Genomic DNA, 12,471 nt, shown 5'->3' with positions numbered 1-12,471 from the left:
CCGGTGACGGCTTTCCTCCCCTCCCTCGGCCTGGCCACGCCCTGGCTGCTCTGGCTCCTGCCCCTAGCGCTTCTGCCGCTGCTCCTGTCCGTCACTCGGCGCAGCGCGGTCTCCTCGGTCGCCGCCGCACCCGAGGATCCGCTCTCCGCGGGTCTCCAGATCGTCCTGACGGCCGCCGGCATGCTGGCCATCGGCGGCCTCGTCCTGGCGCTGGCCGGCCCCTACCGCGCCGGCGAGCGGGTGACCCGCACCGGCATCGGCGCCCAGATTTCGATGCTGATCGACCGTTCGGGCAGCATGAACGAGACCTTTGCCGGCCGGCAGCCCTCGGGGGCGGAGGAATCGAAGGCCGCCGCCTCCCGGCGCATCTTGCGCGACTTTGTCGGCGAGCGCGCCCACGATCAGTTCGCAGTGACGGCCTTCTCCACCGCGCCGATGCTGGTCGTGCCGATGACCGACCGGCACGACGCCGTACGCGCGGCCATCGCCGCCATCGACCGGCCCGGCCTCGACTACACCAACGTCGCCCGCGGCCTCGGCATGGCGCTGTCGCAGTTCGGGGCGGGCGCGCCGGGGGTGTCGCGGGCACTGCTGCTGGTCTCAGACGGGGCGGCGGTGATCGATCCGCGCATCCAGGCGCAGTTGCGCGCCGAGTTCACCAAGGTGCAGCCGAACCTCTACTGGCTGTTCCTGCGCACCAAGGGCTCGCCCTCGATCACCGACAAGCCCGCGGGCGAGGACACGCCGCAGGCCGCGCCCGAGCGCCATCTCGACCAGTTCTTCAAAAGCCTCGGCGTGCCCTACCGCGCCTTCGAGGCGGAGGGCGCCGAGGCCGTGGCCAACGCCGTGCGCCAGATCGAGGCGCTGGAGCGCGATCCGATCCCCTATACCGAGGAGCGCCCCCGCCGCGACCTCACCGGCTGGGCCTACGCGCTCGCCGCGTTCGGCCTGCTCCTCCTCGTCCTCGCCAAGCTGGCCGAGACCGACTTTTTGCGCGCGCCCGTCCGTGAGCGGAGTGCCGCAGCGGCCGGCCCCGCGCCCGCCGCGCCGAGAAGGGCCGCCGCCTGATGCCCTCCGCCCTCACCCACGCGTCCGCCCCGTCCCTGCGCACCCGGCTCGGCGCGGGCTTAGGCCAGGGCTGGCGCAGCCTCCGCCCCACCCTGCTCGTGCTGCTGCCGATCCTGCTGCTCGGAACCGCCGCCGCCCTTGCGCTCTCGGCTTGGCGGGACGCGCGCACCAATGCGGCCATCGCCGAACTGGAGGCGGGGCGCGACATCGCCGTCCCGCCGGACGCCCCCGACGCGCTCCTCGTCGCGCGGACGAAGTTCCTGGCGTTTCGCGATCGCTTCGGCGAGGCCGAGCCGCTGCTGGAAACCCTCGACCATCGGCGGTCCGCCGACGCCGCGGCCCGCGCCCGCTACATCGTCGCCAATGCCCGCATCCGCGAAGCCTTCCGGCTGATCGAGCGCAGCGAACTCGACAAGGCGGGCCCACAGGTCACGCTGGCGCGCCAGGATTACCGCCGGGCGCTCCAGGCCCGGCCCGACTTCTGGGACGCGAAGTTCAATTTCGATGTTGCCTCGCGCCTGATCCGCGACTTTCCGGAATTCGACCGCAAGTTCGGCGACGAGCTGAAGGCCGAGCCTAAGCAGATCTGGACCGACATTCCCGGCCAGCCAAGAGGCGGGCCATGAGGGTGTGGGCCGCGCTTCCCTTCGCGAGAAACCTGCGCGATCGCCGCTTCCAGGCGCTCGCCGCCGCGCTTCTGCTCGCAGGTCTGGCGATCGTCGTGCCGCCGCTGCCGCTGACCCGCTCGGGCGTCTCGGTGCTGGCGGTGGTGGACATCACCGGCAGTATGAACGTGCGCGACTATACGAGTGACGGGCGCCCGGCGAGCCGGCTCGACATCGCCAAGGCGGCCCTGCGCAACCTCATCCCCGAACTGCCCTGCGGCTCGCGCCTCGCGCTCGCCCTGTTCACCGAGCGGCGCCCGTTCCTGCTGTTCGCGCCGATCGAGGTCTGCGCCGATTTCGCGCCGCTCGACGGAGCGATCGCGGCGCTCGATTGGCGCATGGCCTGGGAGGGCGACAGCCGCATCGTTTCGGGCCTCCACCGCGCCCTCACCATGGCCGGCGAACTCGACACCGACCTCCTGTTCATCACCGACGGCCAGGAGACGCCGCCGCTCCCCGCCAACGGCATCCCGCCCTTCGAGGGCAAGGCGGGCGCGGTGCGCGGCCTGATCGTCGGGGCAGGGGGCTATGCGCTCGCGCCGATCCCGAAATTCAACGATCGCGGCCGCGAGACCGGCTTCTACGCCGAGACCGACGTGCAGCAGGAGAACCGCTTCGGCCCGCCCCCGGCCGACGCGGAATCGCGCGAGGGCTACAATCCGCGCAACGCGCCCTTCGGCGGCGCCGCAGCGCGCGGCGAGGAGCATCTCTCCTCCGTGCGCGAGCCGCATCTGAAGGCGCTCGCCGCCCAGACCGGCCTCGCCTACGCCCATCTCGACGGGCCGGACCTGCGCGCGCCCCTTCTCGCGGCCGCCACGCCGCGCCCCCTTCCGAGCCGGCTCGACCCCCGCCCCTTCCTCGGCGCGGCGGCTCTGGCCCTCGTGCTCGCCGTCTTCCTCGCGGGTGCGCTCCGCGCCCGCTTCACACCCTTCACCCCCAGCAGGATGTCATAATGCGTCTGTCCCTTCTCGTTCTTCCGCTCGCGCTCGCTGCCACCGCTGCCCTCGCCCACGGCCCGACCCCGCAAAAGGTCTCCCAGTCGATCACGATCAAGGCGAGCCCGGACGCGGTGTGGAAGGTGGCGGGCGACTTCGCCGGGATCGGAACGTGGCACCCGGCGATCGGGAAGGCGGAGGGCAGCGGCTCGAAGGATGGCGGCACCCGCACGCTGACCTTCAAGAACGGCGGAAAACTCGAAGAGAGCCTCGACGAGTACAAGGCGGAGGGTCGCACCTATTCCTACCGGATGGGCGAGCCGAACCTGACGGCGCTGCCGGTCTCGTCCTACTCGGCGACCTTCACCGTGAGCCCGGAGGGCGACGGCTCCAAGGTCGAGTGGATGGGCCGCTTCTATCGCGGCGATACCGGCAACGAGCCGCCGGAGAACCTCAGCGACGAGGCCGGCAAGGCGGCGATGAACACGTATTTCTCGGAAGGGCTGAAGGGCCTGAAGGCGGCCGTGGAGGGCGGCAAGGGCAAATGAGCCGGTCCCACTAAGGCACGCGACATGATCCGCCCCGCCCTCGCCGCGCTGATCCTTGCCCCCGCGCTCGCCGGCCTGCCGGTGCGGGCCGCGACGGTCTACGTCGCGAGCCAGCAGGGGGCTCAGCTCGCGCGGGTCGAGGCAGGCGCGGTCGTGGGCGGAACGTCCGTAGCGGGAGCGCCCGCCACGGTCGCGACGGGCGGCGGGTCCGTGTTCCTCAGCCACCCGGACGGACACACGATCACCGTGGCCGACGCCGCCACGGGCGCGGTGCTGCGCCGCCTCCCCTACAAGGGCCAGGGCTTCGGCCTCGCCGCCTCGGCGGACGGCCGGACCCTATTCGTCGCCGACTGGTCGGGCAACCGCATCGACCGGCTCTCGGCCGCGGACGGAACGGTCGAGGCCTCCGCCGCGACCGGCCGCGACCCGGCGCACATTGCCCTCGACCGCGCCGGCCGGCTCTACGTCGCCGACCGGGAGAGCCATCACGTCAGCGTGTTCGACGGGGCGCGGATGACCCGGCTCGCGACGATCCCCGTCGGCACCGCGCCCTTCGCCCTGGCGCTCAGCCCGGACGAGCGCCGCCTCTATGTCGGCAACGTGCGCAGCAACGACCTCACCGTGATCGATACGGGGGCGCTCAAAGCCATCGCCACCGTGCCGGCCGGCGCCATGCCCTACGGCATCAGTGTGAGCCCGGACGGGGCGCGGGTCTTCGTCACCAACCAGCATGCCGGCACGGTCACCGTGCTCGATGCGGGCACGCTCGCAACCGCGGCGACGATCGGCGTCGGCCGCTACCCGGAGGGCATCGTGATCGAAGGGGGGAAGGCCTATGTGGCGAACTGGTTCTCCGACACCGTGTCCGTCATCGATCTCGCCACGCTGAAGGAGATCACCCAACTGCCGGTCGCCGAGGGCCCGCGCAGCCTCGCGATCGCCGCGCCGGCGAAGGACGCCCTGCGATGAGACCGCTCATGGCCGGTCTCGCCGCCCTGCTGATCCTCTCCGCCTGCGACCGCAACGAGACCTCCGGCGAGGCGTCGAACCCGGCGCCCGACCGCGGCGATGACGGGGCCATCGTCGCCTCGACCTCGGAAGACCACCTGCCCGACTGGCTTTCGCCCACCGATGGAACCGACCCGGCGCGCTGGCTCGCGGGCCGCGAGGCGGGACACCCCTTGCCCGGCGACGCCGCGGCGGTCAGGGAACTGCGCGAATCCCTCGACCGGGCGCGCAGCGCCTTCGTGGAAGACAAGCGCATGATCGCCAACCGCACGGTGCAGCTCGGACAGATGCTGTCCGAGATCGGCAAGACGGAATCCTATCGCGGCCTGATCGACGGCCTCGGCGGGATCGCGTCGGTGCGGGGGCGCAACAAGAGTCTCTACGGCGAGATGTGCCAGCACTATTACAACACCCGCGCCCAGGGCGCCGACCACGCCACCGCGCTCACCCGCCTCGAAGCCCGCGAGCGGCCGGACATCGCCGCGCCGGAGATGCCGCCCGATCCGCCCCAGGAATCGGAAAAACAGCCGGGAGGGCAGCCGTGAGCGACGGACGCGCCGCCGCCCGGCCCCTGCCGGCGCGGCCGGAGACGATGCTCGTCATCGACGACCACCCGATCGTGATGCAGGGGGTGCGCCGGCTAGCGGAAGCCGCGGGCGTGGCCAAAGTCTACGAGGCCGCCGACATCGTCTCGGGCTACCGCCTGTTCCACCGGCACCGGCCGGCCCTCGTCGTGGCCGATCTGAGCTTTCGCGACGACGGCCTGTCCGGCCTGTCGCTGATCCGCCGCATCCGGGCGCTCGATCCGGCCGCGCGCATCCTCGTCTTCAGCATGCATGCCGACCCGGTGCTGGTCTCCCGCGCCCTGGAAAGCGGCGCGCTCGGCTTCGCGCTCAAGGATGCCGGATCGGATGCCTTCCTGGAGGCGCTCGACGCCGTCCATGCCGGGCGGGGCTACCTGCCGCACGCGCTTGCCACCGACGTGGCGATGCTGAACCGCAGCGCCCGCCCCGCCCCGCTCGCCACCTTGAGCGCACGCGAATTGCAGATCCTGTCGCTGCTGAGCCAGGGCAAATCCTACGACGCCATCGCCAGCGCCATGGCGGTGAGCTACCGCACGATCATCAATGCCAGTTCCAGCATGCGCAAGAAGCTCGGCGTCGAGTCGCGCGCCGGGCTGGTCCAGATCGCGGTCAACCGGCGCAACGCGCTGCTGTGAGCCGGTTCGAAAGCGTCCGCAGGCTCAAACCCATCCCATCCTCACCCTCCTCCTGAGGTGCCCGCGACAGCGGGCTTCGAAGGATCCTCCAGGAAGCGCGCGATCCCTGGAAGATCCTTCGAGGCCGACGCTGCGCGCCGGCACCTCAGGATGAGGGGGCGGGTTGGATGATTGTCACGCGGCCGTCACTTGGCGCCCCGCTCCGGCGCCGATCCGCCGAAGGGAGCCCGCGGGCTGGCATCGCCCGCGGGCGTGGCGAAGGGCAGCGTCAGCGCCGCCGCCGCGATCACGGCGGTGATCCAGCGCTTCGGCCGGTCGGGCAGGCTCGCGGCACGGCTCGGACCGTTGAGGCGGGGCCGGTGCACCTCCCCGCCGAGCGGGGTCGGACGCCGGCCCTCCTCCGGCCCGCGATCCCGGTCCGCGTTGCGGTCGAGATTTCGCTCGACCGCGCCGAGCAGCGCGGCGGCCTCCCCGTCCAGGCTGTCCCAGTGCCGGGTCAGGGCGCCGTGCTCCGCCGGCTCGGACGCCGCGGCGTCCGGTCCGGTCTCCGTTATCCGCTCCTCGGGGGCTGTCATGACGGCTGGTCAGGCGCGGTGGTAGGCATCCTCGAGGCGGACGATGTCGTCCTCGCCGAGGTAGCTGCCGAGTTGCACCTCGATCAGTTCGACATCGTCGTTGCCGGGATTCTCGAGGCGGTGGATGGCGCCGAGCGGGATGAAGATGTGCTCGCTCTCGCGGTAATCGGCGACCGTGTCGTCCACGGTGACCCGGGCGCAGCCGCGCACCACGACCCAGTGCTCGGCCCGGTGGCGGTGCTTCTGCAGTGAGAGCCGGCCGCCGGGCGCCACGGTGATCCGCTTGACCTGGAAGCCGTCGGAGGCCTCCAGCACCCGGTAGCTGCCCCAGGGGCGGTGCGAGGAGGCGTGCCACTCGGCCTGGGGCCGGCCCTTGCTGCGCAGGATCTCGACCATCTTGCGCACGTCGCCGCAGCGGCTGCGGTCGGCCACCAGGATCGCGTCCTTCTCGGCCACCACGACGAGATCCCGCACGCCGACGAGCGAGGTCACCATCCCGTCCGAGGAGACGAAGCAGCCCTCGGTGTCGAACAGCTCGGCCGCGCCGCGGCTGACATTGCCGAGGTCGTCCCGCTCGCTGATCGCCCAGAGCGCGTTCCAGTTGCCGACATCCGACCAGCCGCAGCGCATCCGCGCGACCGCGGCGCGGCTCGTCTTCTCCATCACCGCGAAGTCGAGGGAGGTCTTGTGGGTGCCGGCAAACCCCTCGGCGTCGAGGGCGAGCGCCCCGCCCTCGTCGGCGGCGGCCTCGACCGCCAGGGCGGCGGCGGCGGCCGTGTCGGGATCGAACGCGGCGTATTCGGCGCACAGGGTGTCCGCCCGCATCAGGAAGTTGCCGGAGTTCCACAGCCAGCGGTCCGAGAGGTAGGTGGCGGCCCGCGCCGCGTCCGGCTTCTCGGCGAAGGTGTGCACGGCGTGGCAGCGCGCCTCGACGCGGGTGCCGGGCCGGATCCAGCCGTATTCGGTGCTGGCATGATCGGCCTCGATGCCGAAGGTGACGAGCCGCCCGGCCCGCGCCGCCGGCAGGGCGGAGGCGACGGCCCGCCGGAAGGCGCGCGGTTCGGTGACGATGTGGTCGGAGGGGAGCACGAGCACCACCGCCTCGGGATCCTCCCGCGCCACCAGGGTGCAGGCGGCCAGGATCGCCGGGCCGGAATCGCGGCGCTCCGGCTCCAGCAGGAGGGTGACGCCCGCATCGATCGCGGCGGCCTGCTTCTCGACGAGGCAGCGGTGATCGCGATTGGCGACCACGATCGGCCGGGCGAAGAGCGGGCCCTGGAGCCGCAGCAGGGTCTGCTGGAAGGTCGAGTGCGGCCCGAGCAAAGGCACGAACTGCTTCGGCAATGAGGTGCGGGAGGTGGGCCAGAGCCGCGTTCCCGAGCCGCCGCAAAGGATGACGGGCTGGATCCGTGCAGGCATCGACGGGCGTCCTTTTGTGCTGGGACTTGGAAGATGGAACTTGGAAGAAAGGTCAGCGGGTTTCGATCGAGCTGCGCAGGGCGGGTGCCGCCTGCGAGACGGGGCCGGGAGCGGCCGCCCCGCCACGTGTGGGAGCCGGGGCCGGCGCCTCGCCGGTGCCGGCCTTGGCGGGTGAGACCTGCACGACGTCGCCCGGCAGCAGCACGGAGGTCAGGCTGGCCCGGAACGTCACCGCCCGGTCGCGCTGGGTCCGCGTCACCTCGACGTTCCAGCCGGTGGACTCGGTGCCGCCGTCGGAGGCGGCGAGCCGCCGGGCACGGCTCTCCAGCAGGTCGCGGGCGATGGGGAGGCTCGCCTCCGTCTCCAGCAATTGCTGGCGGGTGGCCTGAAGGTCGGCCACGACCCGGCGGCGATGGCCGTTCTCGGTGTCGCGCTGGCGCAGGGTCAGTTCGCCGGTGGCCGTGCCGTTGCGGGCGAGTTCCGCGTCGATCCGGGCGAGTTCCGCCCGGACCCGGGCGTTCTCCCTCTGCCGGTCCACCATGATCGTCTGCAGGCCGTGGCCGTTATCGGTCAGCCGCGCGTAGTTGCGGACCTGGGCCTCGGTCAGCTTGACCTGTTCCTCGATGAGATTCCGCTGCTGGGTCAGCGACGTCCGCTCGGTCTCCAGCCGTTCGACCTGCTGGCGCAGCAGGCCGACTTCGCTGCGCTCCGTCTCGCGCTGGAGCGAGAAGATCTCCTGCTCGCCGCGCATCAGCGCCGTCGCCTCCGGGCCGATCAGTTCGTCCGAGACGAAGCTCGTCCGTCCGTCGCGCTGGGCCTCCAGCCGAAGTTGCCGGGCGCGCTGGGCGAGCCGGGCGAGTTCCAGGCTCCGCAGACGCTCGCGCGCGGTCAGCATCTCGCCCTTGAGTTCGGTGATCGAGCGGTCGCCGACCCGCCCGCCGCCGGCCAGCGCCACCGCGCCGAGCACGGTGAGACCGTAGCGGTAGGTGTAGCTGCCGGGCGAGCGCACCTCGCCCAGAACATAGACCGGCTTCATCTCGGAAAGCCGCAGGCTGACGGTGGCCGAGCGCAGGTAGCCGTCGTTGAGGCGGGTGCGCACCAGGGTCTCGGCCTGCTCGGGCGACAGCCCGGCGACCCGGACACGGCCGACCATCGGCAGGTTCAGGTCGCCCACCGCATCGACCACGTACTCGCCGGTCAGGTCCGTCTGGCCGAAGACGACCATCGTCACCTTGTCGCCGCTCGACAGCAGCAGCGCGGTCTCGGCCGAGGGCTCCGGCAAGGCCTCCGGAGCCTGCGCCTCGGCGGCGAGGGGGGTGCTCGCGAGAAGGAGCACAAGTCCCGAGCCGAGCATCGCGCCGAGCGTGGCACCGCGGCGCCCCTCGCCGCTCCAAAACCGAAATGTCCTGAAATCGAGCATGCCTTCGCCTCTCAGGCCGCTTGCCGGGCGCCGGCCGGCGACGCGGCCGCTCGGGAGACTGCTCCATTCGGGAGCTCTGCCCGCTCGGCCGGTACCCCGGAGATGCCGGCCCGAAGCCCTCCGTGCTCGAGGGAGCACCGGGGAGAACCGGGAGGCGGCCGGGCTGCCGTGACGCCCTGTTTGAATGCCAGAGCCCCTCCCCGTTGGCTCTGGCTATTCGGTCACCTCGGGGTTCGCGACCGGGTTAGTCCGACGGTGCCGGTTGCGGCTCGAAGGCGCGGTTGGGAACCGATTCCGCGCGCGCCGCTTGGCCCACGGCAAGAAAGGGCTCGCACCTCCCGATCGTGGTAAACCGCCTTCGCACGCAGGACGTCGCGTCTTCCTCGAAACAGCAATGCCGAACCCGATCAAGGTCTCCTAAGCTGGGATCGACCGACAATGGGAGACGTCGAGCGATGAAGAAGCGTATCCTCGTGACGGGTGGGGCCGGTTTTGTCGGCAGCCATCTGTGCGATCGACTGGTGGCGCAGGGACACGACGTGCTCGCGGTCGATAATTTCTACACGGGCGACCGGTCGAACCTCGCCCAGCACCTGAGCAATCCGCGCTTCGAGGTCATGCGCCACGACGTGACCTTCCCGCTCTATGTCGAGGTGGACGAGATCTACAATCTCGCCTGCCCCGCCTCCCCGATCCACTATCAGCGCGACCCGGTGCAGACCACGAAGACGAGCGTGATCGGGGCCATCAACATGCTCGGGCTCGCCAAGCGGCTCGGCATCCCGATCCTCCAGGCCTCCACCAGCGAGATCTACGGCGATCCGGATGTGCACCCGCAGCCGGAGGATTATCGCGGCCTCGTCAGCGTCAGCGGCCCGCGCGCCTGCTACGACGAGGGCAAGCGCTGCGCCGAGACCCTGTTCTTCGACTACCAGCGCCGGCACCACGTGCCGATCCGCGTGGCGCGCATCTTCAACACCTACGGGCCGCGGATGAACCGCGACGACGGCCGGGTCGTCTCGAACTTCGTGGTGCAGGCGCTGCGGGGCGAGCCGATCACCCTCTACGGCGACGGCCGCCAGACCCGCGCCTTCTGCTTCGTCGACGACCTCGTCGAGGGGCTGATGCGCCTGATGAACGTCGAGGGTACCCTCGATGGCGCGGTCAATCTCGGCAACCCGACCGAGGTGACCATCGCCGAGATCGCCCATCGGATCATCGCGCTCACCGGCTCGCGCTCGGAGATCGTCTACCGCCCGCTGCCGCAGGATGACCCGCGCCAGCGCTGCCCCGACATCACCCGGGCGAAGGCGATGCTTCACTGGACCCCGAAGGTCGGGCTCGACGAGGGGCTGACGCGGACGATCGCCTATTTCGAGGCGCTGCTCTCGGCCTCCGGCTCGAGCGTGACGCCGTTCGAGCCGGCGCTGCCCGAACTCGCGAAGACCGGCTCATGAGCGCACCCCTCCCCCGCGTTCCGATCCTGGGGGTGCCGGTCAGCGCGATCACGCTGGACGAGGCGGTGATGGCGGTCGAGGACTGGATCCTCGCCCGCCAGCGCCACTACGTCTGCATCACCGGCGCCCACGGCGTCATCGAGTGCCAGACCGATGGGAGCTTGCGCGCGATCCACGAGCGCGCCGGCCTCGTCACGCCGGACGGGATGCCGCTGGTCTTCATGGCGCGGCGGCTCGGCTTCCCGCGCACGCAGCGGGTCTACGGACCCGACCTCATGCGCGCGCTGACGGCCCTGTCCGCCCGCAAGGGCTACCGGCAATACTACTTCGGAGGCGGCTCCGGCCTGCCCGAGCGGCTGGCCGCGCGGCTGACGGAGCAGTTCCCCGATCTGCCCGTCGCCGGCACCTTCTCGCCCCCCTTCCGCCCGACCACGCCGGAGGAGGACGAGGCGATCGTCGCGCGCATCAACGCGGCGGCGCCCGACATCCTGTGGGTGGGTCTCAGCACCCCGAAGCAGGAATACTGGATGGCGCGCCACCGCGACCGGCTCGAGGTGCCGGTCATGGTCGGCGTCGGCGCGGCCTTCGACTTCCTCGCCGGCACCAAGCGGCAGGCGCCGGCCTGGATGCAGCGGCGCGGGCTCGAATGGGCCTTCCGCCTCGGCACCGAGCCGCGACGGCTGGCGCGCCGCTACGGGCGGATTGTGCCCGAATTCATGCTGCGCGCCGCGTTCCAGCTCCTGAACGCGCCGTCGCGACCGCGCCGATCCTTCTAGAGGCCATCCCCAGGCCTCTCGGAAAAACATTTCGCATCAATAACTTGGCACTTGGCTTGGGCGGGGAGACCTGCCCGCGTCGGGTGCCTTGGGCCCTGATCTGGAGACGTGGCCCGATCCGACGCGATCGGGCCACGTCTTCCGTCGTGTTCAGCCCAGAGGCTGTCCCGACGCCGAAATCGCGCGGGGCCGGGGCTCTTGCGGGGCACCCGGCACGCGCTCCGTCATGCTCTCTTTCGACGGGCCGGGCCCCTCTTGGCCGCGCAGCGCCCCAAAGGATTACGGTAGCGCGAAAGTATGATCGCCCATCGAGAAGATATGCTCAGTCGGCCCTCGAAATAAGAATGGAAGCGCCAAAGCAGAAAAGGCGTCACACCCATGTCGAAGAGCGCAGTTGTTACCGGGGCCGGCGGTTTCATTGGTGGACATCTGGTGACGTACCTGCGTCGCCACGGCTATCACGTCCGCGGCGTCGATATTAAATATCCCGATTTCGGGAACAGTGACGCGGACGAGTTCATGCTCGCCGACCTTCGGTCCTTCGAGGAATGCCGCGAGGCGGTGAAGGGCGTTGACGAAGTCTACAATCTCGCCGCCGACATGGGCGGGATCGGCTACATCTCCGGCGCGCACGCCTCGATCACGTTCAACAACACGATGATCAGCGCGCAGATGCTGAAGGCCGCCTTCGACGCGCGGGTCGAGCGGTTCCTGTTCTCCTCCTCGGCCTGCGTCTACCCGCAGCACCTGCAGGACGTGCCGAGCGTGATCCCGCTGAAGGAAGAGGATGCCTTCCCGGCCGCGCCCGAGGAAGGCTACGGCCTGGAGAAGCTCTACACGGAGAAGCTCTGCCAGTACTTCACCGAGGATTACGGCTTCCCGACCCGCTCCGTCCGCTTCCACAACGTCTACGGGCCGCTCGGCACCTATGACGGCGGCAAGGAAAAGGCGCCCGCCGCGATCTGCCGCAAGATCGCCCGCACGCCCGACGGCGGCACGATCGACATCTGGGGCGACGGCCAGCAGACCCGCTCGTTCATGTACGTCGATGACTGCGTCGAGGGCATCTACCGCATCATGCAGTCGGACCATCACGGGCCGCTCAACCTCGGCACGGACGAACTCGTCAGCATCAGCGGCCTCGTCGATCTCGTGGCCGAAGTCTCCGGCAAGACGATCCACAAGGCGTTCGACCTGAGCAAGCCGCAGGGCGTGCGCGGGCGCAACAGCGACAACACCCGCCTGCGCGAGGTTCTGGGCTGGGAGCCCCTCATCCACCTGCGCGAGGGGCTGCAGCCGACCTACCGCTGGATCAACGAACAGATCCAGCAGGCACAGGCGGCCCAGGCGGACGCCGCCCCCCGGCAGGCCGCCGAGTAAG

General features: G+C 70.8%; 13 protein-coding genes. 10 read left to right on the top strand and 3 right to left on the bottom strand.

All coding sequences use genetic code 11. The features are described 5' to 3' along the window. The first annotated feature begins 3 nt into the window (after window positions 1-3). From OVA30_RS17000 to OVA30_RS16970, 7 genes are read left to right on the top strand one after another with little or no spacing between them, the layout of a single operon-like run. A complete protein-coding gene (locus tag OVA30_RS17000) occupies window positions 4-1,068 on the top strand; it encodes a vWA domain-containing protein (protein WP_268176144.1) in 1,065 nt (354 codons plus the stop codon). Then, entirely contained in the window at window positions 1,068-1,694 is a 627-nt protein-coding gene (locus OVA30_RS16995) for an MxaK protein (RefSeq protein WP_268176143.1), read from the top strand. The genes OVA30_RS17000 and OVA30_RS16995 overlap by 1 nt, the downstream gene beginning before the upstream one ends. Continuing rightward, window positions 1,691-2,686, top strand: coding sequence for a vWA domain-containing protein (locus tag OVA30_RS16990; protein ID WP_268176142.1), 996 nt, complete (start codon window positions 1,691-1,693; stop codon window positions 2,684-2,686). Before OVA30_RS16995 ends, OVA30_RS16990 begins: the two co-directional genes overlap by 4 nt. Then, a complete protein-coding gene (locus OVA30_RS16985; protein ID WP_015952329.1) occupies window positions 2,686-3,216 on the top strand; it encodes an SRPBCC family protein in 531 nt (176 codons plus the stop codon). The genes OVA30_RS16990 and OVA30_RS16985 overlap by 1 nt, the downstream gene beginning before the upstream one ends. Before the next feature lie 24 nt (window positions 3,217-3,240). Then, window positions 3,241-4,185, top strand: a complete 945-nt coding sequence (locus OVA30_RS16980) for a YncE family protein (RefSeq protein WP_268176141.1) — start codon at window positions 3,241-3,243, stop codon at window positions 4,183-4,185. Continuing rightward, window positions 4,182-4,769: an MxaH protein gene (locus tag OVA30_RS16975; RefSeq protein ID WP_268176140.1), complete on the top strand. Its 588-nt coding sequence runs from the start codon at window positions 4,182-4,184 to the stop codon at window positions 4,767-4,769. The genes OVA30_RS16980 and OVA30_RS16975 overlap by 4 nt, the downstream gene beginning before the upstream one ends. Continuing rightward, a complete protein-coding gene (locus tag OVA30_RS16970) occupies window positions 4,766-5,443 on the top strand; it encodes a response regulator transcription factor (RefSeq protein WP_015824254.1) in 678 nt (225 codons plus the stop codon). Before OVA30_RS16975 ends, OVA30_RS16970 begins: the two co-directional genes overlap by 4 nt. 185 nt (window positions 5,444-5,628) lie before the next feature. Here the strand turns inward: OVA30_RS16970 and OVA30_RS16965 are convergent, their stop codons facing one another. From OVA30_RS16965 to OVA30_RS16955, 3 genes are read right to left on the bottom strand one after another with little or no spacing between them, the layout of a single operon-like run. Next, window positions 5,629-6,018: a hypothetical protein gene (locus OVA30_RS16965; RefSeq protein ID WP_268176139.1), complete on the bottom strand. Its 390-nt coding sequence runs from the start codon at window positions 6,016-6,018 to the stop codon at window positions 5,629-5,631. Between the two features lie 9 nt (window positions 6,019-6,027). Further along, on the bottom strand, window positions 6,028-7,437 hold the full coding sequence (locus tag OVA30_RS16960) for a mannose-1-phosphate guanylyltransferase/mannose-6-phosphate isomerase (RefSeq protein ID WP_003605922.1): 1,410 nt from the start codon (window positions 7,435-7,437) through the stop codon (window positions 6,028-6,030). Between the two features lie 52 nt (window positions 7,438-7,489). Next, on the bottom strand, window positions 7,490-8,857 hold the full coding sequence (locus tag OVA30_RS16955) for a polysaccharide biosynthesis/export family protein (RefSeq protein ID WP_076642147.1): 1,368 nt from the start codon (window positions 8,855-8,857) through the stop codon (window positions 7,490-7,492). A 455-nt stretch (window positions 8,858-9,312) separates the two neighbouring features. Between OVA30_RS16955 and OVA30_RS16950 the strand changes: the two genes are divergently transcribed. From OVA30_RS16950 to OVA30_RS16940, 3 genes are all read left to right on the top strand, one after another. Next, window positions 9,313-10,314, top strand: coding sequence for a UDP-glucuronic acid decarboxylase family protein (locus tag OVA30_RS16950; protein ID WP_003605920.1), 1,002 nt, complete (start codon window positions 9,313-9,315; stop codon window positions 10,312-10,314). Next, the gene (locus OVA30_RS16945; protein ID WP_265224633.1) at window positions 10,311-11,090 is read left to right on the top strand and encodes a WecB/TagA/CpsF family glycosyltransferase; all 780 of its coding nucleotides are present in this window, start codon (window positions 10,311-10,313) and stop codon (window positions 11,088-11,090) included. Before OVA30_RS16950 ends, OVA30_RS16945 begins: the two co-directional genes overlap by 4 nt. 378 nt (window positions 11,091-11,468) lie before the next feature. Then, window positions 11,469-12,470, top strand: a complete 1,002-nt coding sequence (locus tag OVA30_RS16940; RefSeq protein WP_003605918.1) for an NAD-dependent epimerase/dehydratase family protein — start codon at window positions 11,469-11,471, stop codon at window positions 12,468-12,470. Window position 12,471 lies beyond the last annotated feature (1 nt).

This window comes from Methylorubrum sp. SL192 (assembly GCF_026672325.1).
GTDB lineage: Bacteria > Pseudomonadota > Alphaproteobacteria > Rhizobiales > Beijerinckiaceae > Methylobacterium > Methylobacterium extorquens.
The sequence above is the reverse complement of the archived record's forward strand: the minus strand, read 5'-3'. Positions and strand labels throughout refer to the sequence as shown.

Excerpts from the sequence above, each read along its gene's own strand:
- OVA30_RS16945 (WP_265224633.1), top strand. The coding sequence starts at position 10,311 with ATGAGCGCACCCCTCCCCCGCGTTCCGATCCTGGGGGTGCCGGTCAGC.
- OVA30_RS16985 (WP_015952329.1), top strand. The coding sequence starts at position 2,686 with ATGCGTCTGTCCCTTCTCGTTCTTCCGCTCGCGCTCGCTGCCACCGCT.
- OVA30_RS16995 (WP_268176143.1), top strand. The coding sequence starts at position 1,068 with ATGCCCTCCGCCCTCACCCACGCGTCCGCCCCGTCCCTGCGCACCCGG.
- OVA30_RS16950 (WP_003605920.1), top strand. The coding sequence starts at position 9,313 with ATGAAGAAGCGTATCCTCGTGACGGGTGGGGCCGGTTTTGTCGGCAGC.
- OVA30_RS16940 (WP_003605918.1), top strand. The coding sequence starts at position 11,469 with ATGTCGAAGAGCGCAGTTGTTACCGGGGCCGGCGGTTTCATTGGTGGA.
- OVA30_RS16980 (WP_268176141.1), top strand. The coding sequence starts at position 3,241 with ATGATCCGCCCCGCCCTCGCCGCGCTGATCCTTGCCCCCGCGCTCGCC.
- OVA30_RS16990 (WP_268176142.1), top strand. The coding sequence starts at position 1,691 with ATGAGGGTGTGGGCCGCGCTTCCCTTCGCGAGAAACCTGCGCGATCGC.
- OVA30_RS16960 (WP_003605922.1), bottom strand. The coding sequence starts at position 7,437 with ATGCCTGCACGGATCCAGCCCGTCATCCTTTGCGGCGGCTCGGGAACG.
- OVA30_RS16955 (WP_076642147.1), bottom strand. The coding sequence starts at position 8,857 with ATGCTCGATTTCAGGACATTTCGGTTTTGGAGCGGCGAGGGGCGCCGC.
- OVA30_RS16975 (WP_268176140.1), top strand. The coding sequence starts at position 4,182 with ATGAGACCGCTCATGGCCGGTCTCGCCGCCCTGCTGATCCTCTCCGCC.
- OVA30_RS16965 (WP_268176139.1), bottom strand. The coding sequence starts at position 6,018 with ATGACAGCCCCCGAGGAGCGGATAACGGAGACCGGACCGGACGCCGCG.